Source organism: Flavivirga amylovorans (genome assembly GCF_030540875.1).
Taxonomy (GTDB): domain Bacteria; phylum Bacteroidota; class Bacteroidia; order Flavobacteriales; family Flavobacteriaceae; genus Flavivirga; species Flavivirga amylovorans.
The window spans coordinates 534,066-560,150 of sequence record NZ_JAUOEM010000002.1 but is presented as its reverse complement, the minus strand read 5'-3'; the positions used below and the strand labels follow the sequence as shown (position 1 = coordinate 560,150).

At 31.8% G+C, this 26,085-nt stretch carries 24 protein-coding genes; 4 read left to right on the top strand and 20 right to left on the bottom strand.

Features of this window, described 5'->3' with window-relative positions; genetic code table 11:
- Positions 1-60: 60 nt before the first annotated feature.
- From Q4Q39_RS07700 to Q4Q39_RS07665, 8 genes are all read right to left on the bottom strand, one after another.
- The gene (locus tag Q4Q39_RS07700; protein WP_303281826.1) at positions 61-4,245 is read right to left on the bottom strand and encodes a phosphodiester glycosidase family protein; all 4,185 of its coding nucleotides are present in this window, start codon (positions 4,243-4,245) and stop codon (positions 61-63) included.
- A gap of 11 nt (positions 4,246-4,256) precedes the next feature.
- Positions 4,257-5,501, bottom strand: a complete 1,245-nt coding sequence (locus tag Q4Q39_RS07695) for a glycosyltransferase (RefSeq protein WP_303281825.1) — start codon at positions 5,499-5,501, stop codon at positions 4,257-4,259.
- A gap of 383 nt (positions 5,502-5,884) precedes the next feature.
- The gene (locus Q4Q39_RS07690; protein WP_303281824.1) at positions 5,885-6,070 is read right to left on the bottom strand and encodes an ACT domain-containing protein; all 186 of its coding nucleotides are present in this window, start codon (positions 6,068-6,070) and stop codon (positions 5,885-5,887) included.
- Between the two features lie 6 nt (positions 6,071-6,076).
- Entirely contained in the window at positions 6,077-6,304 is a 228-nt protein-coding gene (locus Q4Q39_RS07685) for a CBU_0592 family membrane protein (RefSeq protein ID WP_303281822.1), read from the bottom strand.
- Positions 6,305-6,440: 136 nt separating this feature from the next.
- Positions 6,441-6,986, bottom strand: coding sequence for an MOSC domain-containing protein (locus Q4Q39_RS07680; RefSeq protein WP_303281821.1), 546 nt, complete (start codon positions 6,984-6,986; stop codon positions 6,441-6,443).
- 255 nt (positions 6,987-7,241) lie between these two features.
- Positions 7,242-7,865, bottom strand: a complete 624-nt coding sequence (gene aat / locus Q4Q39_RS07675; RefSeq protein WP_303281820.1) for a leucyl/phenylalanyl-tRNA--protein transferase — start codon at positions 7,863-7,865, stop codon at positions 7,242-7,244.
- Positions 7,866-7,991: 126 nt separating this feature from the next.
- Positions 7,992-8,369, bottom strand: a complete 378-nt coding sequence (locus Q4Q39_RS07670) for a DUF3127 domain-containing protein (protein WP_303281819.1) — start codon at positions 8,367-8,369, stop codon at positions 7,992-7,994.
- 21 nt (positions 8,370-8,390) lie between these two features.
- Positions 8,391-9,260, bottom strand: a complete 870-nt coding sequence (locus tag Q4Q39_RS07665; RefSeq protein WP_303281818.1) for a flavin reductase family protein — start codon at positions 9,258-9,260, stop codon at positions 8,391-8,393.
- A 120-nt stretch (positions 9,261-9,380) separates the two neighbouring features.
- On the opposite strand from Q4Q39_RS07665, the gene Q4Q39_RS07660 reads away from it, so the two are divergent.
- Both Q4Q39_RS07660 and Q4Q39_RS07655 read left to right on the top strand, forming a co-directional pair.
- Positions 9,381-10,559 (top strand): sensor histidine kinase, encoded by a 1,179-nt coding sequence (locus Q4Q39_RS07660; RefSeq protein ID WP_303281817.1) that lies wholly within the window; start codon positions 9,381-9,383, stop codon positions 10,557-10,559.
- A complete protein-coding gene (locus Q4Q39_RS07655) occupies positions 10,534-10,884 on the top strand; it encodes a hypothetical protein (protein ID WP_303281816.1) in 351 nt (116 codons plus the stop codon). The genes Q4Q39_RS07660 and Q4Q39_RS07655 overlap by 26 nt, the downstream gene beginning before the upstream one ends.
- Here the strand turns inward: Q4Q39_RS07655 and Q4Q39_RS07650 are convergent.
- Positions 10,879-11,268: an HIT family protein gene (locus tag Q4Q39_RS07650; RefSeq protein WP_303281815.1), complete on the bottom strand. Its 390-nt coding sequence runs from the start codon at positions 11,266-11,268 to the stop codon at positions 10,879-10,881. The genes Q4Q39_RS07655 and Q4Q39_RS07650 overlap by 6 nt on opposite strands.
- 89 nt (positions 11,269-11,357) lie before the next feature.
- A complete protein-coding gene (gene greA / locus Q4Q39_RS07645; RefSeq protein WP_303281814.1) occupies positions 11,358-11,831 on the bottom strand; it encodes a transcription elongation factor GreA in 474 nt (157 codons plus the stop codon).
- Between the two features lie 150 nt (positions 11,832-11,981).
- On the opposite strand from greA, the gene Q4Q39_RS07640 reads away from it, so the two are divergent.
- Positions 11,982-12,410: a Rieske (2Fe-2S) protein gene (locus Q4Q39_RS07640; protein ID WP_303281813.1), complete on the top strand. Its 429-nt coding sequence runs from the start codon at positions 11,982-11,984 to the stop codon at positions 12,408-12,410.
- A gap of 183 nt (positions 12,411-12,593) precedes the next feature.
- Here Q4Q39_RS07640 and Q4Q39_RS07635 read toward each other — a convergent pair whose 3' ends face one another.
- From Q4Q39_RS07635 to Q4Q39_RS07600, 8 genes are all read right to left on the bottom strand, one after another.
- A complete protein-coding gene (locus tag Q4Q39_RS07635) occupies positions 12,594-14,945 on the bottom strand; it encodes a TonB-dependent receptor (RefSeq protein ID WP_303281812.1) in 2,352 nt (783 codons plus the stop codon).
- A gap of 282 nt (positions 14,946-15,227) precedes the next feature.
- On the bottom strand, positions 15,228-15,635 hold the full coding sequence (gene arfB, locus Q4Q39_RS07630) for an alternative ribosome rescue aminoacyl-tRNA hydrolase ArfB (protein ID WP_303281811.1): 408 nt from the start codon (positions 15,633-15,635) through the stop codon (positions 15,228-15,230).
- Between the two features lie 2 nt (positions 15,636-15,637).
- On the bottom strand, positions 15,638-17,185 hold the full coding sequence (locus Q4Q39_RS07625; protein WP_303281810.1) for a DUF4301 family protein: 1,548 nt from the start codon (positions 17,183-17,185) through the stop codon (positions 15,638-15,640).
- Positions 17,186-17,188: 3 nt separating this feature from the next.
- Positions 17,189-17,752, bottom strand: coding sequence for an AAA family ATPase (locus Q4Q39_RS07620; protein ID WP_303281809.1), 564 nt, complete (start codon positions 17,750-17,752; stop codon positions 17,189-17,191).
- A complete protein-coding gene (gene pnuC, locus Q4Q39_RS07615) occupies positions 17,713-18,345 on the bottom strand; it encodes a nicotinamide riboside transporter PnuC (RefSeq protein ID WP_303281808.1) in 633 nt (210 codons plus the stop codon). The genes Q4Q39_RS07620 and pnuC overlap by 40 nt, the downstream gene beginning before the upstream one ends.
- Entirely contained in the window at positions 18,329-18,589 is a 261-nt protein-coding gene (locus Q4Q39_RS07610; protein WP_303281807.1) for a thiamine-binding protein, read from the bottom strand. Before Q4Q39_RS07610 ends, pnuC begins: the two co-directional genes overlap by 17 nt.
- A 72-nt stretch (positions 18,590-18,661) precedes the next feature.
- Positions 18,662-19,423 carry a geranylgeranylglyceryl/heptaprenylglyceryl phosphate synthase gene (locus tag Q4Q39_RS07605; protein ID WP_303281806.1) on the bottom strand — a complete coding sequence of 254 codons (762 nt, stop codon included), beginning with the start codon at positions 19,421-19,423 and terminating at the stop codon, positions 18,662-18,664.
- Positions 19,424-20,050, bottom strand: a complete 627-nt coding sequence (locus Q4Q39_RS07600; RefSeq protein WP_303281805.1) for a 4'-phosphopantetheinyl transferase family protein — start codon at positions 20,048-20,050, stop codon at positions 19,424-19,426.
- 136 nt (positions 20,051-20,186) lie between these two features.
- Between Q4Q39_RS07600 and ahcY the strand changes: the two genes are divergently transcribed.
- Positions 20,187-21,503: an adenosylhomocysteinase gene (gene ahcY / locus Q4Q39_RS07595; RefSeq protein WP_303281804.1), complete on the top strand. Its 1,317-nt coding sequence runs from the start codon at positions 20,187-20,189 to the stop codon at positions 21,501-21,503.
- A gap of 562 nt (positions 21,504-22,065) precedes the next feature.
- Here the strand turns inward: ahcY and Q4Q39_RS07590 are convergent.
- Together Q4Q39_RS07590 and Q4Q39_RS07585 are read right to left on the bottom strand one after the other, a co-directional pair.
- Entirely contained in the window at positions 22,066-23,019 is a 954-nt protein-coding gene (locus Q4Q39_RS07590) for a carboxylesterase family protein (protein ID WP_303281803.1), read from the bottom strand.
- A 315-nt stretch (positions 23,020-23,334) separates the two neighbouring features.
- The gene (locus tag Q4Q39_RS07585) at positions 23,335-25,923 is read right to left on the bottom strand and encodes a phosphoenolpyruvate carboxylase (RefSeq protein WP_303281802.1); all 2,589 of its coding nucleotides are present in this window, start codon (positions 25,921-25,923) and stop codon (positions 23,335-23,337) included.
- Positions 25,924-26,085 lie beyond the last annotated feature (162 nt).

The window sequence follows — 26,085 nt, the reverse complement described above, 5'->3', positions numbered from 1 at the left end:
TCTTATTCAAATACGTTCTTAGATATAACATTTTTTTGTTTCAGAATGAAGTTAAGAAACTTATCCTTCAATCCAACCCATAATTGCATTGGCAACAAATCGTGGTTCTGGTGGTAATGAATAAATATCTTCCTCATAATTTTTGTTGTATGGCGAAATATTCATAATGTTATTATCAACTACCAAGGTGCTGCTTCCTCCAGGATCAAAGCCCATCGCTTTATCCATACCATATTTTAAAAGAATATCTACCATATCAAAATGGGTTGCGCCTACAGATTCTCTAATTCTACCATTTACCATAAGCACCATAAGTTTGCCCGCTTTGGTAATACCTACGGCAATTTTCGGACCACGCATATCTGTAAAATCTAATCTAGCGGCTTGTGTTTTTATAGAATTAGATGTTTTCCAACCTTCATCTTCCATATTTAAAATTTGCTTTCCGTCATCTATTAACATGGGTCCAGCTTCAATAGCATAGGATATCTCATCCCATTTGTAAGGATTGGTTTCTGGTTCTAATAACTGAATATCTAATAGCATACCTTCTTTAAAATCAGTCTTAGCAAATACCTCTGCAGGTATAGACAGCGTAATACCAACAGGAATAACGGGTACAAGTTCATTGCCTTTAGTCTTAATAATTTGCTTTATCGTATGGCCAGCTATTCTTAAAATAACATGACCATGGCCTTGTATAGTATCTTCTGTATAAGACAAATCGTAAAAACAAGGTTCTGTATTGCTATGTGTATTATAATGGCTTGGTGCAAATACTATATTTTGCTTTCCTTTTACAATAAAGCCTGCTTTACTGTTTACCTTTCGTATATCCACATCACCATTTTTATAAATAATAAATGCTGGTTTGTTAAAAAGTGGTGGACAAAATACGTTATTGTTCATAATCAACAGACCCAAAGGCGAGCCAATATAGGTTTCTGGCAAGCCTAGTTTTCCAACCAATTCAGGATTTAAAATGTAACCACCATTCCAAGCTAATTCTATTTTATTCTGGTTTTTACTTATCTTCTTATACTCATTAATGAGCGCAGGTACATTTTTAGGTTCTTTGTTGGCAATATGTGCTGCGAACTTCCAATTATGTTGTTTGGTGTCAATTTCAGCTAATACGCCACTCCAAGGTAAACCGTCTTCATAAACACCTCCCGTAAATGATGACTTTACTTTTTCAACGGTTTTAGTGTTTTTTAAATTCTCATTTATTTGTTCTAATAGCTTCGCAATAGGAGTTCCATTTTCAATGGCATCTTTAGAAATAAGTTGCAACAATTCCTTTTCACCAAGGGTGTTTTTAAGTGTTTTATATAGATCACTTTTTAAAACAATATCAAAATCTTTTGCTGTTTGTATGGGTGTAGGAAATGCTAAAGTAGTTCGTACGGCAGCTGGCACAAATTGAATAAAACCACTATCCTTTGGAATTCCCATAATTTTAGCGGTCATGTTATGCTGTACTTTCCCGATATGGAAATGATCAATTTCTATAATATCGGTCATCATCGCTGCATACTCGCCATTGGTAATTATAAAGCCATTCGATTCTTTGATGTCTCGTAAAATCTTAATAGCTTTGGCTCCCATTTGTGGAAAATGTACGCCTTCAGACCATTGTTTTGTTTCTATTGTTTGAACAATGCCTGTTTTAAATAACAGTCCTAGTTCGGGCTCCTTTTCACTTTCTAAATACTCCTTAATATTGGCATTTGAAAACCATTTTGTTATTCTTGGTTCGTGTATAAAAATGTAGACCTTTTCTAATTCTTGACCTCTTTCTTTAAGGACTTCAGCAGTAAGTTCTTCTTCTATTTTAAGATTAAGTTGCGCACGAATAGGTTGCAATACAAAATATTCTAATTCATGTTTAATGTAGCGTCCTGGAAAATACCCTTTTGGCACATTGTTTTTTAGTTTTTCTGTTAAAATTTTTCGGTCATCAATACCTAAAAACCTACTATTGGTTAGCTGAAATAAAGCCAATTCCCAATCGGCAAAAAATTGTGGTGCCAAGGTTAAATCTGGTAGATGTTTTGGTTTAAAAACGTCGCTATAAATCATATTAACCAAACCTGTTACCTCATGATACGTAAATGCTTGATAAGCAAACTTCTTTTTATTTCTATGTCTGTATGCCAGGGCATGGTCGTGTCTTATAGTTAGTTCTCCATCAACATATTTAAAAATATCATCAATAGCATTATAGTATTTATGAATTAACTCAAGATTGGTATTCACTAAATCTGGAATATCATTTTCCATCATTCTAGCATAACTCATTACTTTTCCTTTTATGAGCTGCTCTTCTACTCTAAAAAAACTAGGATCAATTAACGATTTCAAATAAGTCATAAACGACAATCTGCCGTAACCAGGTAAATAATGTCTGGTTTTTTTATTAAGAATAGCATGAAGATCTTCATTCTCAAAACTTATCATGTCTTTATACTCTTCTAATAAATTAACCACTTGCGAGTTAACTTCATTAGAAATAGCACCTAACTGCAAATGTAGTCGCCCTAGAATATATTGCATATTTTTTTGAAGTGATTCCAAACTATAACGTTTATTAATAACGTTTCTATTATGTGTCACATCAACCATTCTGTTTTGAGGATAAAACACGTGATCACATATTTTTTCAGCCAATTGCTTAGGGACTTTAGAGCCTTTGAATTCAAAAACATTTAGACGTAAAGACTCATCTAAATGACGACCAATAACCTCGTCATAAACTTCTCTTGGCTCATATTGTCTACAAAATATTGGTGTGCCACAAGCTGCAGCTTCAATAATTGGTAAGCCTCTACCTTCGGTTTGACTAGGTAATAAAATTAAGGAGGCAACATCATACAATTGTTCAATATCTAATGGCTTTTTATATTTTTTCTTGAATTCATTTTTATCAAATTCACTAAATAAAAACCCAAGAAGTACTCTTGATTTGAATTGTTTTGGAAGTTCTTTAAGAAAATTTTTAAAGTCTTTTTTTAAATCGTGATAATAATTCTGTTGTCCATGGGGTATAGGTCCTGACACAATTAAAGACAATTTTAATTGTGGATTCGTGATAAATTTTTCGGCAAATGAATCATAAGAAAATAAGCGCTTAATAAGTTTAAAATTAAGCTCTATAGATTTTCTACTAATTACCCGTGTAGGCTGTAAGAATACAATGTTATTATTTACAAAATCAAATTTACGAATGGTTTTGTGACCCAATAATATGGGTTTTAATGACCGCTCACTATCCGTATGGTGCGCAGCTGTATGAACCGTTATCGTATCTTTTTTATTAGCAAAAATAGTAGACACCTGCATAAACGCTTTAATAATATCGCGCTTACTCATTTGGTGCATTTTAGTATCTACCGCTGTTCCTAATAAAGCCACATTAGCGGGATTATGACCATTGATGTCTATAAGATGGTTTTGCTGAATTTTATTAATATTTACATTCATCCAAGAGCGACTTTCCCATGGATATATCATTTCTATAATTGAGAAAAATTCTCCAACATGTGCATTATGAAAAAAGAAATCTCTTGGACCTTTTTTCAGGCCTTTCTTTTTAATTTCTACTTTTCTATTACCACCTTCCCAATAAAAATCATGATTATTATTAATAACTGGAATCCCTAAATATTCTGAAATCAAAACCGTAGCCAAGGCCAAAGGAACATTACCAGGATTAGAGCATACATTGATTAAATACAACAGTGAAATATCATGTTCTTCAATATAACTTCCCAACTTTTCTACAAGAACTAAAACCTCTTTCCAAAACTTACCAATAAGATTATTGTAAGCGTCACTACCACGTTCCATTTTTATTCTAAAGAAATCATCGTATAACGGCCACGCATCAAAAGCTTCCATTTCTGGAAATACTTTTTTAAAGGCATCTTTTGGAATTAACTCGTCGGCCTCTTGTTTAATATCTCCTGCTACAAAATGAATGGGAATATTTGGGTAAATGGTCTTAAAAGTCTTGGCGTATTTTTCTGTTTCTACCGTAATACCATCTATGGTGAAGTAAAATGTTAAAAAAGCAATACCTCCTTTTTCAATGTGAGTATCAAATGATGACGCATCTCCTTTAAAGGCCGACTTTGAATTTTGTTCTTTAAATCTATCAATAAATAACCCTAAATCAAACCAGGTATTTATTTTTTCACTTTTAAGTTCATTTAAGATATTAGTGATTTTCGCAGTCTTTGTCATTTGTTCGTTTCTTAAAATGTAAATAGGCTATTTAATTTTTCTTCAAGGACATCAAATGAGAAATATTTTTTACCAAGGTTAAAGTTATATTCGCCAATTTCTAAACATCGTTTTGGATTGTATATGATGTCTGACATTTGTTGAACACTTTTAGGAGTAAGATTTCCGTCTTCTATCATTACTGTTTCAAACCCCTTATTGCCAATATCTTGCATATATACAGGTTTGTAGTTGTTTACAAATATGGGTTTTTTTGCAAGTACGGTTTCAACAAAAGCATTTCCAAAACCTTCATAAGTACTAAAATAAGTACAGGCTCTACCGTGTGCATAAACATTAGATAAGTCTTTATGATCTAATACCTTATGTGCTGCAAATATGATTTGATTAGATAGATTCAATTCATGAATCTGATCGATTAATTCATTATAATATTCTTTGTTTTCGTCATCATTGTTATTTCCAGTAATAACAAGTTTCAGCTTTTTATCATCTAGCTTATCAATTAATGAAATAGCAGTTTCAATACCTTTACGCCTTACAATACGCGTCACTTGCAATAATGCAATTTCATCTTCTGTAATGCCTATATCTTTAAGGAAAAACTGGTTTTCTGGAGTTGGAACACCGTAAACACGATTAAAATCCATCACATTGGGTACCAATGTAGCATCGATGTTAAATCTGTTTTTAAAAGTTTCTACTCCGAAGGTATTAATGACTGCGTGTTTAACATTAGGTAGTAACAACGGAAAGTTATCATCTACATATTGGTTAATTTCAGAATGAGATGAGACATAACGTTGACCACGTTCCCAATGAAAATCATGATCGTGGGTTACAATAGGTAATCCAGTATCTTTAATCAGTTTTTTAATAGCAACTCCCATAGATAAATGGCATGGAAGCGCTGAAGCATTTTCTGAAAGTATAGCGTCTATTTTTTTATCTGCAACCCATTGAAGCATGGCTTCATAAACCATGTTAGACGCGTTTTCAACATGATCTAGTAATGGGTCTGGATCTTTATCGGGTTCATAAAATGCTTTACGTTGTCCCCATTCAGCTTCAACCGAAAAAAAGGATAAGGCTGGAAAGAGATAATCGTGCTCATAATCCATATCCCAAGATTCGAATTCTCCAGACATGATAAACACTTCATGACCTAACTTTTTTAACACTTCTATCCATTTCTCGGTTTCAAGTGCTACGCCATCTACTCCTCCAATTCTACCAATAATAATACCTATTCGCATGTAAATAAAATAAAAGTTCGTATATACTAAAGATACATTTTTATAAAAAAAGCTGGAAGGTTTTGAAAGGTTATGTATAATAAATTACCACTTCAAAAATTTTAATAATATTTAAAAATGAGTTATGGAATTTACAGTGATTATTTTGTCAAATCGATAACTCAAAAATTTCTTTTAATGAAGAAATCGTTCTTTTTAAGCTCTTTCAAATACAATTTTAACCACTAAGACAAGAAGATATGGGTCGTTAAAAATCCTTTTGTTCTGGATTGACAGATAATCTATAAGTTTCACACTAAAATTTTAAGTTTTCTATCATCAAAGTAAAACTTGTAATTTAAAAACTCATAGTAACCTTTTGGTTTTTCTTTTATTTTAAGGTTTTAACAACTAGCTTTATTTTTCTTAATTACTATAGTCGTTCCTCCCTTCTCTTTGAATTCACAAATGGTATCTTTTCTATCAATTTCACTTACATCATTTACTGTAGAAAACACATAGTCTCCATCGTTCAGTTTTGGAGTCATTCCCTTTATTAATTCAGATAAATTAGTTCCCCAGTCATTCAATGTTTTTTATATTTTAAAAGCGCAATTAGTGATACAATAGTCCATATCTCCCTCTAATATAATAAAGGGAAGATACTCCATAAGTATGGATGCTAAACAAGCCATGCTAGCACCAATTAAATTTAATAAAATAAAAGTTAGGTCTTTGCTTTTTAGTCTACCGATTACATTTAATATATACGCTAATAAAATTTGGAAAACTCCTATAAAACCAATCCAATCTATATTATTCATCTGTTCTTTTTCGACTTATTCCTAATTCAATATAAGTTAAGTTACGTCGTTTAAGCATAATTTATGCATAGAAAATTTCGCAAGTATCCTTGCATTAGCAATTACTTATAGCATCTATTCTTAGCTACTGATTTTATTACACTCTTTCTAATTTAACATAAGGCTTTTGAGGTAATTCAATAATAATTTTGTCTCCAACTTTTATTTCTCCTCCTTCCAAAACGACTCCCATTATTCCAGCTTTCCTAATTAAGTTTCCTTCTTTGTCTTTATCTAGAACAGCTTTCATTAAGCCTTTTTGTATTAAATCAATTTGTTTACAAGGATTTCTTAATCCAGTTATTTTTATTTTTGAGGTATCGCCTATAGTTAGTATGGTATTCTTAGGTAGGTTTAGTAAATCTATTCCTTCTGTGGTTATATTCTCGCCCAATTCTCCATCCAGTACTTTAAACCCTTTATTTTTTAGTTCTTTGAACAGTTCAGAATGAATGAGATGAATTTGCCTCAGATTTGGCTGATTAGGATCTTTTGCAACTCTTGAACGATGTTTTACTTTTTCTCCCATATGAGCATCTCCCTCTACGCCTAATCCTTTGATTAAAATAATTTTATCACAGATATTTTTACTAAAAGTATGTGTTCTACTTTTGCTTACAGATTTTACGATACCTTCTTTCATTTTTTAACTGTTTCTCCTATGAGTTCGTTGGTTTTTTTATTTATAATTTTAAATGACTAAAGATGAAACGATTTAGTGTTTTCAGAATTTAGCACGAGTATATTATTACAATTACAGTTTGTAAATATTAAAACAAGAATGAATTGAATAAGAATTCTTCTTCCCATGTTATCATTTCGGAATTACAGCTAACTATAATATAAACACAATTTCGTTCATTCCTTTCATATATTACCTACAAATTTAAGAGGTTCTTTATAAATAACTCAAAAAATCATCTCTTGAAATTTCTTTGGCTCCCAAACTTTCCAGATGATTTGTGTACACTTGACAATCTATGAGTTTATAGTTCGTATTCTGAATAAACGTTATAAAACCTACCTTACTAGCATTACTCTCTCTAGCAAACATGCTTTCTCCACAAAACACATCATTTCCTAAATCGATCCCATAAAGCCCCCCAACTAAAACATTGTCTTTCCAGACTTCAACAGATTTTGCATAACCTAATTCATGAAGTTTTATATAGGCATCGGTCATACTACCTGTAATCCAAGTGCTCGCTTGTCCGTCACGCTTTATTTCGGAACATGCAGTAATTACTTCTTTAAAAGCTTTATTTACAGTAACTATATAATTCTTATTACGTAATATTTGTTTCATACTTTTTGAAACTTTTAGTTTCTCTGGAAAAAGTACAAAACGTGGATCTGGTGACCACCATAAAATAGGTTCATCTGTTTCAAACCATGGAAAAATACCCAATTTGTAGGCTCGCAGTAAGCGCTCTACAGACAAGTCGCCTCCTATAGCTAATAAACCATCTTTAGTAGCTTTATTTACATCTGGAAACCAAATATCTTCCGTTAGGTATTGCATTTAAAATTATTTATATAAAAATAAACAACCTCAACGTTAAAATAAACATTGAGGTTGCTTTTTATAAGATTCCTGTCTTTACTTCGGCTACACGTAGTATAGACTAAAGATGAAAAATCATTCTAATTAAAAAGGAAGGTCATCATGATCCTCTTCTTTTAAATCTCCTGCAGGCTCAAAAGCATCTGCTGGTGGTACTGGTGGTAAATTTTCACCTGAAGCGTCAGCTTGTAAGGCTTCTATTCTCCAACCTTGAATAGAGTTAAAATATTTAGTCTCTCCTTGTGGATTTACCCACTCTCTTCCTCTTAAATTAATACTAATTTTTACTTGTTGTCCTACTTGATAACTGTTTAACAAATCTGTTTTATCTTGAACAAATTCCACCATAATATGTTGCGGATACTGCTCTTCTGTTGTTACTACAATCTCTCTTTTTCTAAACCCATTACTCCCAAAAGTTTGAGTTTCTCCTACCATTTTAATTCTACCTTGAACTTCCATTAATTATTATTTATTACTTATTTAACTTAACAATATTTTCCAAGCACTTTCAACATCACCAAAACTCAGGTAATTACGTGCTAGTTTATGTTTTTGTCTGTGCGTAGCTGTTTTAATATTCGAATATCGTTCCCCTAAATCTTCAACAAAAGACTTCACACTTTCTTCTGTGGGTAACGCTTCTATATTAGCTAACATTCCTAAATCATTTCCAGTTAAAACCATGCTATTTTTAACATGCTCTGGAAAGTTATCTACACCAATTCCTAGTGTTGATAAAGGCTTAGGGATTTCAAAAAAGCCTTTTTTAGCACGCGTATAATAACTACCGCCTGCCCTGGCAACTAAATCTAATTTTTGTTGGTTTATCACACCGTTTTCATCCAATACATCTTCATCTATATGAAGTTTAACAACTTCACATATAATTAGATTCCCTGCACCACCTTCTGTACCTAACTTAATAATATCATTCACCTTGCATTCAAATTGTACTGGCGCTTCTGCTACGCGAAATGGTTTAACAATATCAGATTTCAACATGGTTAATCCCGACTTATCAAACTCGTTTATTCCTTCGGGATACTCTGTACTACTTAACGACATTTGATGTACCATATCATAATTCACCACATTAATAACTACTTCTTTGGTTACTTCAACATTTTCTAACGTATGCTTAGTTGTATTATCTCTAACACGCCGTGCAGGTGAAAATATCATAATGGGTGGATTCGCACTAAATACATTAAAAAAACTAAACGGCGATAAATTCGGATTCCCATCCGTATCTATTGTACTAGCAAAAGCAATTGGTCTTGGTGCTACTGCGCTTAACAAATAACCATGTAATTTACTGGTAGATAAGCTTTTTGGCTCAAACGATGTCATTAGCTTTTAGTTTTAACAAATGTAACTATTATGTTGTTTAACTAAAAACCAATTTACTAACATCTTAAACAATAATATTAACAGATTTGCATTATATTACAAGTTAAATTTAATTAATCAATGATTTTTACAAAGTATGGTAACGCGTTTCGTTGGATTATTATAATTGCGTCTTTTTTTATAGTCTCTCTTATTTTGTGGAAAACCTATGAATTTTTTCAGCATTTTAAGGAGGAAGAGCGTACCAAAATGGAAAATTGGTCATTGGCTCAAAATGAATTTGTGAATTCTAATGTGAATTCCGATATGGAGCTAACTCTACAAATCTTAACTAGTAACAAAACAACTCCAATGATTGTTATAAATGAAGATGGTAGTTTAGGAACATACAATAATATAGACGACAATAAAATTACTGATTCTGTATATGTTAATAAATTAATTTTAAAATTCGAAAAAGAGAATAACCCCATCCCTATAAAAATTGGAAACAGTATCGCCAGTACCATTTACTATGGAAATTCTCCATTACTAAATAAATTAAAATATTACCCATTAGCGCTTTTACTTATTGTTGTGTTATTTGGCGCCGTTATTTTCTTTTTTTATAGCAGTAATAAGAATGCTACCCAAAATAAGCTGTGGTCTGGTATGGCTAAAGAAACTGCACATCAAATAGGAACTCCGTTATCTTCTTTAATAGGTTGGACAGAAATTTTAAAAAGCGAACATGTAAATCCAGATTATATTGCTGAAATTGAAAAAGACGTAGACCGATTACAAACCATCACCGAACGTTTTAGTAAAATTGGTTCTTTGCCTACTTTAGAAGTAACCGATATTATTAAAGAAACCATTGACTCTTACGATTATTTAAAAGCGAGATCCTCAAACCTTATAGACTTTAAAATCATAACTCCTGAAGGCGGCATCCCAGTAAATCTCAATAAACAATTATATAGTTGGACTATTGAAAATCTGGTAAAAAATGCTATAGATGCTATGAAGGGCAGAGGTAAACTTATCGTTGAAATTTCTCAATTAGAAAACAATGTGAAAGTTAGTATTACTGATACAGGAAAAGGAATCCCTAAAAAAGACTTTAATAAAATTTTTACTCCTGGATACACTACAAAAAAACGCGGTTGGGGTTTAGGATTATCACTCACCAGACGCATTATAGAAGATTTCCATAACGGTAAAATAAAGGTTTTACAATCTCAAAAAGAAAAAGGAACCACTATACAAATTAGTTTAAAACGTGCCCCAAATTATGTCCAAAAAACTAGTTACCATTAAAGAAGTTGTATTGACAAACAACTGCCCAGAGTGTTATAGCAAAGAAGGCTTACGCTTGTATTTTAAACAGAAAGTAATTGATACTAAATTTTACAAGTCTATTACTTCTAAAATTAGTCATGAAATTGTCTGCAAAACGTGTAATACGATTATTTATCCAGTAAAATGGACTGATGATATTGAGCGTGTTTTCGAGTATCAGAAAAAAGCATTTATTCCCAAAAAGGCATCAACCTACTTAAAGAAAACATTGTGGTGGGTGGCTATTATTTTAACTGGCTTCATAGCTATAGCAGTAATAATTGCAATGTATCCTAACTTATAATTGCGCTTTAATCGCTTTTGCTAAGTTTTGGAATGCTTCTGTTGACAGCTTTGCCTTTTTAATAAAACGAGCATCTTCCATCGTATGTAATGGGATTAAGTGTACATGAGCATGTGGCACTTCTAAACCTATAACAGACATTCCTACTCGCTCGCAAGGTATTGCTTTTTCTATTGCCAGCGCAACATGTCTTGAAAAACTCATTAACCCATTATAAGTTGCTTCATCTAAGTCAAAAATTTTATCAACCTCTTGTTTAGGAATACAGAGTGTATGTCCTTCACTATTTGGGTTTACATCTAAAAATGCTAAAAAATCGTCTGTTTCTGCTACTTTATAACAAGGGATTTCTCCGTTAACTATTTTTGTGAAAATTGAAGCCATATTAATTGAGAGCGTATATTACTCAGAAATGCTTTTGGTTAGAATTCATCTGAAGTATTGGTCGAAAGATATAAATAAAAATATCTTTTTTACCTGGAAATTTCTATAATGTCAAACTTCATAACACCATTAGGCACTTGAATTTCAGCAACATCACCTACAGATTTTCCAAGTAAACCTTTACCTATAGGCGAATTCACAGAAATTTTGCCTGAAGCTAAATCAGCTTCCCCATCTGCTACCAAAGTATAATTCATTTCCATACCATTGGTCTGATTCTTTATTTTAACTTTAGATAATACCAATACCTTAGAATTGTCTAATTGAGATTCATCAATAACCCTAGCTCCTGCTAATGCATCTTCTAATTTAGAAATGCGCATTTCCAACATCCCCTGTGCTTCTTTAGCAGCATCATATTCAGCATTTTCACTTAAATCCCCTTTATCTCTAGCTTCAGCTATGGCTCTAGAAGCTTTTACTCGCTCTACATCTTTTAATTGCTGTAGCTCGTCTCTTAATTTTTTTAACCCCTCAGGTGTATAGTACGATACTTTACTCATAACTTCATCGTTTTACTTAATAAAAGATGCCGAACACACAGGTTCAGCATATATAAATCTCGCTAACACGAGATTGTATAACAAATATACAAAATATTTAACTCAATTTGCTTTTTGTTGTAAATTGCATTTTTAATTTTTAAAATTATTATGAAGCCTGTTTACTACCTTATTTTCCTCGTTATTTTATCATCTTGCAGTAAAAATTCTGTTGATAATGAAAATTGTAAATTTTTATTAGATCTAGGTGTTAATGTTAATATCAATCTTAGCTTACCTCAATATAGTCAATTACCTTTTGCAGGAAATTCTGTATATATAGAAAATGCAGGAAATGGTGGGATTATTGTTGCTAGTACAGGTGCCGATTTTTTTGCATGGGATGCCAGTGATCCAAATCATGTACCCAGTGCTTGTTCTTCTCTTGTTCCTTCTGGATTAAACGCTACTTGTGGCTGTGACGATAAAAACGAATACAGCTTAGTTACTGGTCAATCATTAGGAAATAAAAATTTGCCATGTAGTTTGAAAAATTATAGAGTAGAAAAAAACGGGAACAACCTCTTAATATTTAATTAAGAGGCCTAAAAAGCTTTATAATTTAACCTGAGTCGATGTAAACTTTACTAAAAACATCTTATATAATCCAATTAAATAGAACTGTTTGTCATCGACGGAGCGAAGCATGAGTGGCGAGACATCTCATCATGACAAGATGCCTCCGACAAACTCAATACAACATCAAAACAATGCACTTAGTTTTTAAAATTTTAATGTAAGTCCTAACAAAAAGTTAGTCGTTGCTTGGGGATAGTAAAAATTCTCAGTTATAGGGGCATCAGACGAGCCTACTGGTCTATAAAAATAACTATAGGTATAACCATTGGAAACATACTCCGAATCAAATAAGTTATTCACCAACAAATTAATCCCTATCTCCTTAATCCATTTTGGTTTGATCTTGTAGGATACATTTAAATTATTCACAAAATAAGCATCCATACTTTTATCATTACTAGACGTATTATCCAAGTACTGCTTTCCAACATACTTAGACAGTAAAGCTATACTTCCGTTTTTAATTGGAGAATAGGTTAGAGTGCTTCCAAAAATAACATTTGGAGAAAAGGATATATCTGTGTCTTCAAATTGCGTAACGACAGGTTCATAAGAAACACTATCAAACGTATTTGGGTCATATTGAGTATCATAAATTACATAATCAAAAGCTTTTATTTTATTTTGACTAAATGTCGCATTGGCATCCACTCTAAATTGATCAGATACTTTATAACCTGTTTGCAATTCTATTCCTGCTCTATAACTTTTGTCTACATTTTGTCTGATAGGGTCTCCTACATCATCCAGATCTCCTGTTAAAACTAGCTGATCTTTATAATTCATGTAGTATAAATTAGCAGTAGCATAAAATTTTTCTTTTCTTAGTTTGTAACCAAACTCAAAATCATGAAGTTGTTCCGATTTTGGACGCACTGGGTTTTTAGTCAAATCATCTCTATTCGGCTCTCTATTTGCTATAGCAAAAGATCCGTAAATACTATTATAGTTATCTAGTGTATATGTTAATCCGAATTTAGGATTAAAAAAATCATACGATTCATTTACATTAATATTTAACAAATCTGAACTTGTTCCTACAGATTCATAATCTACCCATCTATATTGTAAATCCAACAAGGCAAATAAATTACTACTAATAGTGTATTCTGCTTTTACATAAGTACTATAATCTTTTTTGTCTCCATAACTAAAATAGTAATTGCTTCTAATAGGGATTGAAGACGCAAATGAATCCCAAATAACTTCTCCAAAATGATCGCCTTTATAAGTATTATAACCACCACCTAAATATAAGTTTAGATTTTCTTTTTTATAGTTTAAGGAATATACAAATGCATAAAAATCGTTATCTAACCAACGCCTTCTAATAACATCACCTTCGTCTGATGCATTTACACTATTAGGAAAATAATCACCTAATTCTTCGTCATCTTTGTACTGCTCAAAATACCCTTTTCCTCTGGTGTAATTCCCTGAAATGTTTGCAGAAAAATGATTATTAAACTGATGAGAAACATGCAACTGATAATGTGTTTGCTGATAGTTATCTACCTCATTATCGTAAGTATAAAAATTATACGTTCTTCCTGAATTTAATAGATTCTGAGCTTCTTCATCAGAGGGAAAGTTTCTATCAATAAATGCCTGTATTCCGTCTCTATCGTTATTTACAACAGCTTCCGGTGTACCATACCATGACTGATAAGTCTCTTCTTTTCCTCCAAAAACAATAGCTTTTACTGCTGTTTTTTTATTTAAAAACCCTGCTTCTAAATAGTACGAATTTAAATCGGCTCTTGCTCTATCTATATAACCATCACTTTGAATATTAGACAATCTTCCTTCTGCATAAAAGTTATTTTTAAGTCCTGAACCAATGCTAATATTATGTTTTCTAGTTCCAAAACTACCAACAGCATTAGTCGTTCTAGCATATCCTTGGGTTGAAGGGTTTAAGGTTTTTAAATTCAAACTTGCCCCAAAAGCACTTGCGCCATTTGTTGATGTCCCCACACCTCGTTGTAATTGTATATCTTCTACTGAAGACACAAAATCTGGCATATTAACCCAGAATGTTCCTTGGCTTTCCGCATCATTATAAGGGATTCCATTAATGGTTACATTTACTCTGGTAGCATCACTACCACGTACTCTAATACCTGTATAACCAACTCCCGCACCAGCATCACTTGTGGTAACTACCGATGGTAACTGATCTAATAAAATAGGTAAATCCTGACCTAAATTAATGGATTCTAATGTCTCCTTTGTAATGTTAGTAAAAGCTACTGGTGTTTTGTCTTTCGCTCTAGTTGCAGAGAGAAGAACTTCATCTAGTTTTTCTGTTTTAGTAGAATCTTGTTGTTTTTGATTGTCTTGTGCTCTCGCACTAACCGATAACACTAATAGTATTAAAAAAAGAACTGAATTTTTAATTTTGAAGGTGTTATTTTGAAAGTCAAAATTGAATCTTTGTTTAAAAAAATTATCATTCTTTGAGTTTAAGAATAACTTTTTAGAAGTCGATTTCATTACGATTATATTTTATAATCGAATAAAAAGAGGTAATTATTCTTTATTGTTAGTTAAAGTTAATTTTTAAAATCCCTAAACAGCATTACCTGTTCCAGGTTCATTGGGTATGATCTCAGCTCTATGACAGTTAAATTAAAAGTTTAAAGTTATAAAAGTCGATATATTTTAGACTGCTAACTGAAAAACTGATGATTGTTAACTTCAAAGGCACCCCTTTTTTGAGAACGCCGCAAAGATACTAACAATTAATAATTGTTAAGATACTAATTGACAATTATTTTAGTCAATATCTGGTTTCTTTCTATTTGTTTTTTTATCAGAAAGATTACGTTTATTTTTTAATCGCTTTCTAATAACTGCTTTAGGGATTTTAGTAGGAATGCGTTTTTTTGGAATAATTAGACCCACACGGATTAATTCTAGAAAACGTTTTATAGCAAGTTCTTTGTTTTTATGTTGGCTTCTGCTTTCATCACATTGTAAAATTAAACAGCCATCTTTAGTCAATCGCTGTTTTAGCTTATTTTGAAGACGTATTTTTTGTTCTTCATTAAAAACCAGCGATTCAACTAAATTAAAAGTTAATTCAATTTTCGAGGACACTTTATTTACATGTTGGCCACCACTTCCTGAGCTTCTAATTGCTTTAAAGTTTAACTCCTGTATTAAGGTTTCTTTATTAAACATTACTATATCTGGTGTGCTGGCTTAAGTAAATCGTTAACCGTTTTTACAGGATTGAAAGTACTTAAAGGAACTTCAACAAAAATAGAATTCCAATATGCCATGCTACCATTCCATAAACCAGGAAGTTCTAATGCCTTTATATCTATACCATTTTGGGTTTTTAAGGTTATAAAGGCCGCTTCAGGATCTACAAATTCTTTAAGATTGAATTTTTCTCCTTTATAGTTTTTAACACCACAAACTAAATCTGTTGGATTAAAATGAGTTGCATTTTTTACGATGTCTTGTTGTGTACTATCTTGAATATCAATTTGAGCAAATTCAACTATTTGTAATGATATGACTCCGTTTTTATCTTTCACCCAAAAAGGCCCTCCTCCTGGTTCACCTTCATTTTTAACCATACCACATACACGAATTGGACGGTTTAATTTATCTTTTAAATATTCTTTTTTTTCTTCTAAAGTAAAATCTTCAAAGTCTTCATCAATAGAAACATGCATTTTACTTGATAGAAAGGCAACAATTTCAAGAAGTTGTTCTTCTAAAACTAAGGCTTCATCAAGTTTATGCAAAAACGTAAAAATCTGCTCTTGAATTTTTATTAGTATGCCTGCAAGTAATTTTTTATACTCAGAAACCTCTATATTTTTATCAGAAACTACAATATTGTCAACATTTTTAATAAAAATAATATCGTTGTTTAAATCATTTAAATTTTCTAGTAAGGCACCATGCCCAGCAGGTCTAAATAAAATAGAACCATCTTCGTTTCTAAAAACCTGTCCTTCGGTTGTTAATGCAACCGTTTCTGTTGCTTCTTGCTGATATGAAAACGACACATTAAAAGTGGTGTCTCTTTTTTGTTCCAGATCTTCTTTTAAACGATTTAACTCTTCAATAAAATAAGCATGGTGCTTTTCTGAAACTGTAAAATGAAGATTTGCTTTATTGTTTGATGACGCATACAGCGTTGACTCAAATAAATGTTCTTGAAAAGCGGTTATTACAGCATCGTTATATTTATGAAAAGGAAGCAATCCTTTAGGAAAAAAGCTATAATTAAGGTTGTTTACGTCCAATATAGTTTTTACAAATTGTAGATATTTTTCTCCTTGCGGTAAATTATCAAAATTTGAATGTTCTTGTTTAACTTCTAATACGACTTTATCATAAAATGGAAACTTTTCCAAATTAGAAACAAACGTTTTAATCAATGTATCATTATATTTTTTAGCATAATCCTCAATGCTTTCTTTTGAAGGATTGAAATTTTTCAGAAACTGAAATAAAAATTTAAACATTCTAGTTGCTGCTCCAGATGCTGGTACAAATTTTAAAGAGGATAAAGAATTTTGTTTTGATTCATACAGTTTAATAAAATCTTTTTTCTCTTGTTCGTTATAACTTTCAATGCCTTCTCCTATGGTTGCAGCTGCTACTAAGTTAGAATAAGACATCCCATTTTTTATACGAGACACTTGATCATTAACCTGTTTTACTGTAATCCCTTTATTTTCTATTTGTTGAATGTCTTTTTCGATAAACATCAATTATTTTTTTAGTAGTTTGTCTATATGTTTAATAGCTGTTTCCAGGCGTTGTTTTTTATCGCCTTTTAACAATACATATGGTTTCTTACTTCTTATCAATTCATTTTGAAAAGCTTTAAACATCCCTTCTCTATCTTCTGGTTTATCACGCAAATCATCCGCTTCCCAGGGTGTGTCAATATAAGTTAAAAAATATAAATTGTAAGTGTTTTCTAATGCATATTTTTCAAGCATTGGATCACAATTCCCTGAGTAATAGACTTCAGAATACACCTTGGTTTCTAATAAATCGGTATCACAAATTAAAACCGAATCTGTTTTTTTTGCCAATTCATTTTCAAGTTTCATTTGTCCTTCTGCTATGGGCAATAAATCATATTCCTCGCAAGTTTTTCGTTCATTATTCCATTTATTCTGGAGATAGTCTCGTGCATATTCTGGTACCCAAACTGAATTGTAGTGTCTTGCCAATTGTCTTGACAATGTTGTTTTCCCTGTAGATTCGGGACCAAACAAAACTACTTTTATACAGTTTGCAGATTGCTGTTTATACTTTTCTTCCATGATAAATAACCAAATACCGCTATTAATGTAAACCCTAAATACTGAAAACTCGTAAATGTAAATCCTTTATAAAAATATAGAGGTATTGATATTAAATCCCCTATAATCCAAAAAATCCAATGTTCTAATTTTCTTCTTGCCATTAACCACATGCCTACAAAAAATATTGCTGTAGTAACTGTGTCAATATAAGCAACCCAACTTGTCCATTTCTCAAAAGTATTGTATACCAAAAACACAAATAGCAAAGTGCTCAAAAATATAAATGTACTAATTCCTTTCTCTTTAACCGTGGTCCTTGAAATTGGAGTTACATGCGTATTATCTATTTTTCTTGTCCAAATGTACCATCCGTAAACACTCATTATAAAGTAATACCCATTTATCATCATATCTCCCAAAAGCTCCCACTTGAATAATAAATACACAAATATTATTGTACTTATCATACCTGTTGGAAACACCCAAATTTTATTTTGTTTTGAATACCAGACAGACAGAAACCCAAAAATAATTGCTACGACTTCTAATAAAATATCAATCGTTTCATATTCTGAATACTGTCCGAAAAAAAAATCAAAAATGGGGCTCATAATCGTGTCTATCCGATTTTACAATTTTCATATATAATAAGCCACTTTCCATAAGTTCGAAAGCTTCTTTAATTTCTGTAGTAAGAAGTTCCATGACCTCGTTATAATCGCCATAAACTTGTGTACTTAAAGGATTCTCCATAACCTTAAGGTTTGAAGCTCTTAATTTTTTAATAAAATGAATAATTGCAGGTTCAAAATCATTCTGCAAAGGTGTTATCGTTAATTCTACTGATATTTTCATTCCCCTCTTAATCTCCCTTAGGGTCGACATTGTTATGTTAAACTTAATTTATAATTTGTTATATCCTCATTTTTATTTTCCCCTTTTGGAGAAATGTCCAACGGACCATGGGGGTTTTAATTCGTCAAAAAAAGATTCATCTTCCTCAAAAGCTGTGCCAATCACCACTAAATCGGCTCCAAAATCGTAAGCAGTTTCTAATTGTTTTTTACTTCTAATACCGCCTCCAACAATTAACGGAATATTTATAGCTTTCTTTACATTTAACATAATTTCTTTTGAGATCGAAACCTTGGCGCCACTTCCTGCTTCAAGATAAATGAGTTTCATTCCAAGTAATTCTCCTGCTTTTGCTGTATCTACGATATGTTGAATATTAGTCCTTAATAGAGGCTCCGTTTCTGTCACTCTTTCAACAGCTGTTTCTTTTCCACTTTCAATTAGAATATAACCTGTTGAAATGACATCAAGATTTGTTTCTTTTAATTTCGAAATAGACTTTATATGCTTGCCAATTAAATACTCTGGGTTTCTTCCTGAAATTAAAGAGAGAAATAAAATAGCATCTGCTTTACTCGTAATTTGAGTAACATCCCCAGGAAATAAAACAACAGGACACGTTGTGTACTTCTTTATTTTTTCAACTAAAAGACTTGTAATATTCTCATCCACAGTACTTCCTCCAACTAAAATGTGAGTTGCTATAGATGTATTCACTTTTTCAATAAAACCTGATACGTTATCAATCTTTATTTTATCTGGATCTATTAAAACAGCTAGTAGTTTTTCTCCTTTAGAAATTGATGCTAATATATCGTTATAAATATGCTTCATCTAAGAAATGGCGTAAGCACAGGTAAACCCTTCAAACGTTAAAAAGTGAATATTGTAACGACGCTTTTTTGTTTTATAATCAATCCAGGCAACTGTTTCACAATCATTAATAGAAAACGGAATGACCAAACAGTGTTTTTGAAAACTTAATCCAGGAGTCGCAAATAATTTGTATAATGATTCTTTGACACACCAAATAGCAGTTAGTTTTTCTATATAGCTATCGTCTTCTTCATTTAAATAATCACTTTCATAATCAATAAATTTATGAGCGATAATAGTAATTTTATCACGCTGTTTTTCAATATCTATCCCAATAGTTAAGTCACTAATAATGACTCCCGAAAAATTAAATGAATGCGTTATAGAAATTTGTTTTCCATCTTTTAAATGCGGCTTCCCATGGTCATCGTAAAACAAGTCTGAATCTTGATATCCAAATTCTGCCAATAAACAACGAACACTTAAAAATCCGCGTTGGTGCAGTTCACTTTTCATCTTTAAAACACGCTCTAAGCTTTCAGGTTTTAGGTCTATTGATTGCATTAAATCATCATAAGACTCATCAATCTTCCAGATTTTAACAGTAGTTTGTGAATTTGGACTTATGCTTTTATAAAGAGGCATTTATTATTCTTAAAGTTATTGGTTATCTTTGCATCTCCTAATAATAGGATTGTAATTTTTTGATAAGCGAATTTAACTATTTAAGTGCTAATCACAATCTTGTTTAGAATTAAAAACAAAAGAAAACATTAATAATATGAGTACAAAAACAATTCCTTATGTTGCCAGCAAAGTAAAAGACATTTCACTTGCTGATTGGGGTCGAAAAGAAATAGAATTAGCTGAAGCAGAAATGCCAGGGCTTATGAGTTTACGTGAAGAATATAAAAACTCACAACCTCTTAAGGGAGCTAGAATTGCTGGTTGTTTACATATGACTATTCAAACGGCGGTTTTAATTGAAACTTTACAGGCTTTAGGAGCAGAAGTTACTTGGAGTTCTTGTAACATTTTCTCTACTCAAGATCAAGCTGCTGCTGCAATTGCTGCTGCTGGGACTGCTGTTTATGCATGGAAAGATATGACAGAAGAAGAGTTTGATTGGTGTATAGAACAAACTCTTTTCTTTGGTGAGGATAGACAACCTCTTAATATGATACTTGACGATGGTGGTGATTTAACTAATATGGTTTTAGACAAATATCCAGAATTAGCAGTAGGAATTAACGGTTTGTCTGAAGAAACTACAACGGGGGTTCACAGACTTTACGAACGTGTAAAGAATGGGACTTTACCAATGCCTGCAATTAATGTTAATGACTCGGTTACAAAATCGAAATTCGATAACAAATACGGTTGTAAAGAAAGTGCTGTAGATGCTATTCGTCGTGCTACAGATATTATGTTAGCTGGAAAACGTGCCACTGTTTGTGGTTATGGTGATGTTGGTAAAGGAACTGCTGCCTCTTTTAAAGGTGCTGGAAGTATTGTAACTGTTACAGAAATAGATCCTATTTGTGCTTTACAAGCTGCTATGGATGGTTTTGAAGTTAAAAAACTGGAAACTGTTATTGGTAATACCGATATTGTAATTACTACAACTGGAAATAAGGATATCGTTCAAGGTCGTCATTTCGAAGCTTTAAAAGACAAGGCTATTGTTTGTAACATTGGACATTTTGATAATGAAATTGATATGGCTTGGTTAAACGATAATCATGGTCATACCAAGAATACGATTAAGCCTCAGGTAGATAAATACACAGTAAATGGAAAAGATATTATTATCCTAGCTGAAGGCCGTTTAGTAAACTTAGGTTGTGCTACAGGGCATCCAAGTTTTGTAATGAGTAACTCATTTACTAACCAAACTTTAGCGCAAATAGAGCTTTGGAATAATGCAGATGCTTACAAAAATGACGTTTATATGCTACCAAAAGCATTGGATGAAAAAGTAGCTAAATTACACTTAGCAAAAATTGGTGTTGAACTAACAGAGCTTAGAGAAGAACAAGCCAGTTATATTGGTGTTACTGTTGAAGGCCCATATAAACCTGAACATTACAGATACTAGATTGAAATAAAACTGAATTTATTTCTATTTCTGATTTAATATAGTTTAACCCCAACTTGGTTGGGGTTTATCTTCTTCTTTTTCTTACTCTTACCGCCACTAAGCACATAGCGGTAGCGCATTCTAGGAAACAGCAGGTGTGTGATGAGGAGGATATGATAATTGAATCAACAGAGAATGATTACATATCAGGAAATGGTCTTAGTTGTAAGCAAGATGATGAGTTAATTAGCAAACATGGAAATTGGGAAAAGTTTGTTCCAGATTCATAAAAGGTCAAAAATAGCCAACAAAGAGTTCGTTTTATATTTTAAAATTCAAAAATTTTCAGCATTTGGAAATATTTTACAAGAAAATTCATTGCGTTTTTTTCGTTTAATTCGGCGGTATTTTTCAGTCACTTAAAAAAGCACTTTTGTTTTTAACAGATAATTATTTTTCAAATTTTGAATTCCCTCGAACAATAAACATCAACTAATGCTATGATTATATTTTGTATTTTATCTGAATAAAAAATAATTCAAATTATTTATAGAACACTTCAAAACTATTCGGGTATTAATCATTTTTTTTGTTGAAAAAGCCATTTAAAAAGTAAAGGCTCTTTTAGTGCTCTAGTCATAGAATAGTGACATATTCCTGTACAATCAGCATAATTATACTCTGTATAAAAATGGATATAACATTTAGAAATTTTTTGTTCAATTTCTTCTTTGCTTAAATTTGTTACTTCTTCTCTAAAGCCATGAGTAATTACTGGTTTATAGTTCTTATTCTTAAATATTTCAAATAAAACTCTACATCCGTGCCCACTATGACTTCTATCTCCGTTATCGGCATCTTTTTTATGAATAAAACTCCAAACAGGAAGATCTTTAAAGATGCCCTTGTCAACTTTTTCCTTTAACTCTTTAAATAAATTATTACCAGTTGTTAATGCAGAACTTAATGGAACTAATGCCGCGAATTTATCTTTAAGTTTGGCACCAATAATCCAAGTACCTGCACCTCCCATAGAGTGTCCTGTTAAATAAATTCGGTCAATATCAATGTTTTTATTAGAAATGATGTAATCTGTTAATTTATCTATAAAATCAATAGAATTTAGTGCACCCCATGTATCGTACAAATTTTCTTTCCACAGATTTTCATGTATATGAGGAGCAAGAACGTAAGCTGGGTACTTCTTCTGATTACTTTCTTTAATCCAAGCAAGTGCATAATATCCAAATTTTTCACTAAATAAAAAGTCTTCTTCTTTTGAAGCAAAAAATTCAGAACCATGTAAAGCAACAATTAAAGGAAATTTCTCATCAGTATTAATTGATTGTTCAGGTTCAAATAAGTGATAAGGTATTGTTGTTTTGGTTAATTCATGGTTAAATTGATACTTTGTAAAGCTATATTCAAAAGGTTTGTTGTTGTCGATAGATTTAATATTGTCAATTTCATTGTCGTTAGAGTTGCAACTAAATAGACTAAAACATACTACTAGTTTAAAAATCCAAATTCTCATAATTTTCCATTTTTAAGTAGATGCTAAGATTGGATTTAGGTTGCGTATTTTTAACAAAAAAACAGGTTTTTACTTCTGTAACTTTATAGCATTAGTTACAAACTTTCCTTTTTTAATAACTCCTGTAAATTAAAGGCCAAGCAACTCTCAGAGTTTGGAGTAGAATTGACAAACTAAAGTTGAATTTTGTATGGTTTTAAATTATTTAATCTATTGATTTTCAAATTCTATCAGGATGGTTGAAATCCGATGAAAAAAAGTAAAGCCTTCGATTATTAATCGAAGGCTTTACTTTATTAAATATTTGCGATATGTTTAAGCTGAGTTTCTACTAGCATTAATGTTACCAAATAAAGAACGCGTTACTATCTTCTCAAAGATTTTTATTTGTTCTTCATCTTTTACATCTGCCTTTTGCAATTCCTGAATCTTTTTAAGTGCATACTGCTGTATGGTTAACAACGGTAATACAATAGATTCTCTAACTTCAATAGACGCTTTTCCTGCGGGTTCGTTTTCCATTAACTCGTCATAACCCGTTAGTTTTAGTAGGAGTCTTTTGGTTGTTAGGTATTCGTCATAAATAATATTCCAAAACTCGCCAAACTCTTCATCTTTAGCCATGTACTTGGTTAAATCAAAAAATGATTTAGATAAAGACATCATACTGTTTTCTAACAGTGTTTTAAAGAATTTCGAATTATTATAAAGCTGCTCTACCTTATTAAACTCGCCACTATCTTCATACTTTTTCATAGCAGTACCAACACCAAAGAATCCAGGTACATTCTGTTTTAGTTGACTCCAAGAGCCTACAAACGGAATCGCTCTTAAGTCTGAAAACACTAACTCGTTAGAATTAGAACGTTTAGATGGTCTACTACCAATATTTGTTTTAGCATAGTATTTTAAAGTACTCATACGTTCCAAATAAGGAATAAACATAGCATGACTTTTAAAATCCTTATAAGTCTGGTAGCTAGTTTCAGCAAGGTCATTCATTACGGTTCTGTCGGCATCAGACATTTTATTTTTCTCTCCGTCTATTCGGTTTTTAATACCAGAACTGATTAGCTGTTCTAAATTATACTGTGATGAATCTAAAGTTCCGAAATTGGAACTTACGGTTTGTCCTTGAATGGTAAGCTGTACTTCTTTATCTTCAATAGTTGGGCCTAATGAAGAGTAGAAATTATGTGTTTTACCACCACCTCTAGCTGGCGGTCCACCACGACCATCAAAGAAAATAGCTGTAATATCATATTTTCTAGACATTTCTGTTAGTAATTCTTTGGCTTTGTAAATACCCCAATTCGCCATTAAATAACCACCATCTTTTGTTCCGTCTGAAAAACCTAACATAATAGGTTGTTTGTTGCCTCTCTTTTCTAAGTGTGCTTTGTACGCAGGATTCGTATACAATTGCTCCATAACAGCAGGGGCGTTTTCTAAATCTGTAATAGTTTCAAAAAGCGGCACCACATCAACCGTTAAATTATCTTTAAAAGCAACCAGTTTAAGCATAGCAAAAAGCTGCATCATATTTAAAGCGGTTTGATTGTTACTAATAATGTATCTATTAGCACCACGTTCGCCATTAAGCTCTTGGATTTCTTTAATGGCTTCAATAGTTTTTAAGGTATTAAAAACCATTTCATCTTCAAAAACACTTATGTCTATAGAAGGACTTGATGCTTCAGATAGGATTTCAATCTGCTCTTTTTCAGATAAATCATGATAATTTTCTGGAAATGAGCTATCCCCATTTTTTATTAAATGATCTATTACTGTTGTGAAAACAGAATGATGAATTCTACTATCTTGTCTAATATCAAGAGTTGCAAATCTATAACCAAAAAGATGTACTCTGTTTATAATGTGGTTTAACTCATTTACATAAAGAGATTGGTGCTCTTTAACAACCAGATTTCTTATACTTATTAACTCAATAATAAACTCTTTTTCTGTAATAGCCTTTTTGTAGTTTAAATCGATGCTATATTTATAAAGTATCGTTTCAAGTTTTATAATGCGATCCTCAACACCTCTAAACGTAAGTTTGCGTCTTAGATCTTTAAGATCTTGGTAATATTTTTTAAGGATAGATCGTTTAAGTTTTTTAGCAACTTTTAAAGTGGTTTCTGGTTTTACAAAAGGGTTTCCATCTCTATCACCACCTGGCCAGAATCCAATATTTATAATATCATTATGCTTCTTCCCATCAGCATAAATATTAGTTTGAATATAGTTATAGATATCTCCAAAAGACTGGTAGAATACGTTTTCTAAATACCAAATTAAACTTTTTGCCTCGTCGTATGGTGTCGGTTTTTTGTGCTTGAAAAAAGGTGTTTTACCTAATTGAGCAAACAAGTTCTGAATTTCAGAAAGGTTATCTTCCTCGATAGCCTTTGTTAAGTTTGTGATAATCCCTAAAACAGAACCTGGATAAAATTGTGTAGGGTGTGCTGTTAAGACAATACGAACTTTAAACTCTTCCAGAAAGTTTTTTAATTCTTCTAAATTTCCTTCAGACCTTGCAGATCCTTTTAGGTTTCTAAGAGTGCCAATACCATCCATATTGTTTACCACTGAATAAGCGGCATCTTCGATGGCGTCAAATAAAACCACTTGTCTTTCAATGTATTGTATAAATCTAAATAATAAGTTTATCTGACTTTCCTTATTTCTACGAGCTTGGTATTTTTCAAAAAATGTTTCAACAATGGTAGTTGGATCATCACCATGTTTAAATCCTTTTTTACAGGTTTCATGAAATAAAGGGAGTAAGACTCCTGTTTTTGTTATAGAATCAAAAGGTAATGTCATAAATATACTATTGTATATCTGATATTTTGACAATACTGTTTGATTAAATCGCGTTAGCTTAGGTTCTACAGACATAATCTCGTTCTATTGAAAATTAACTGTAAAAATAGTGAAGCTTTCATTAAAGCACGAAGGCTCGATTGAGATTTATCGATTTTTTTAGTTTGATGAATTCTAATTGTGAATAATTAAAAAAAAAGGGGGCTAACCCTTTTTCTTTACAATGAAAATACCATT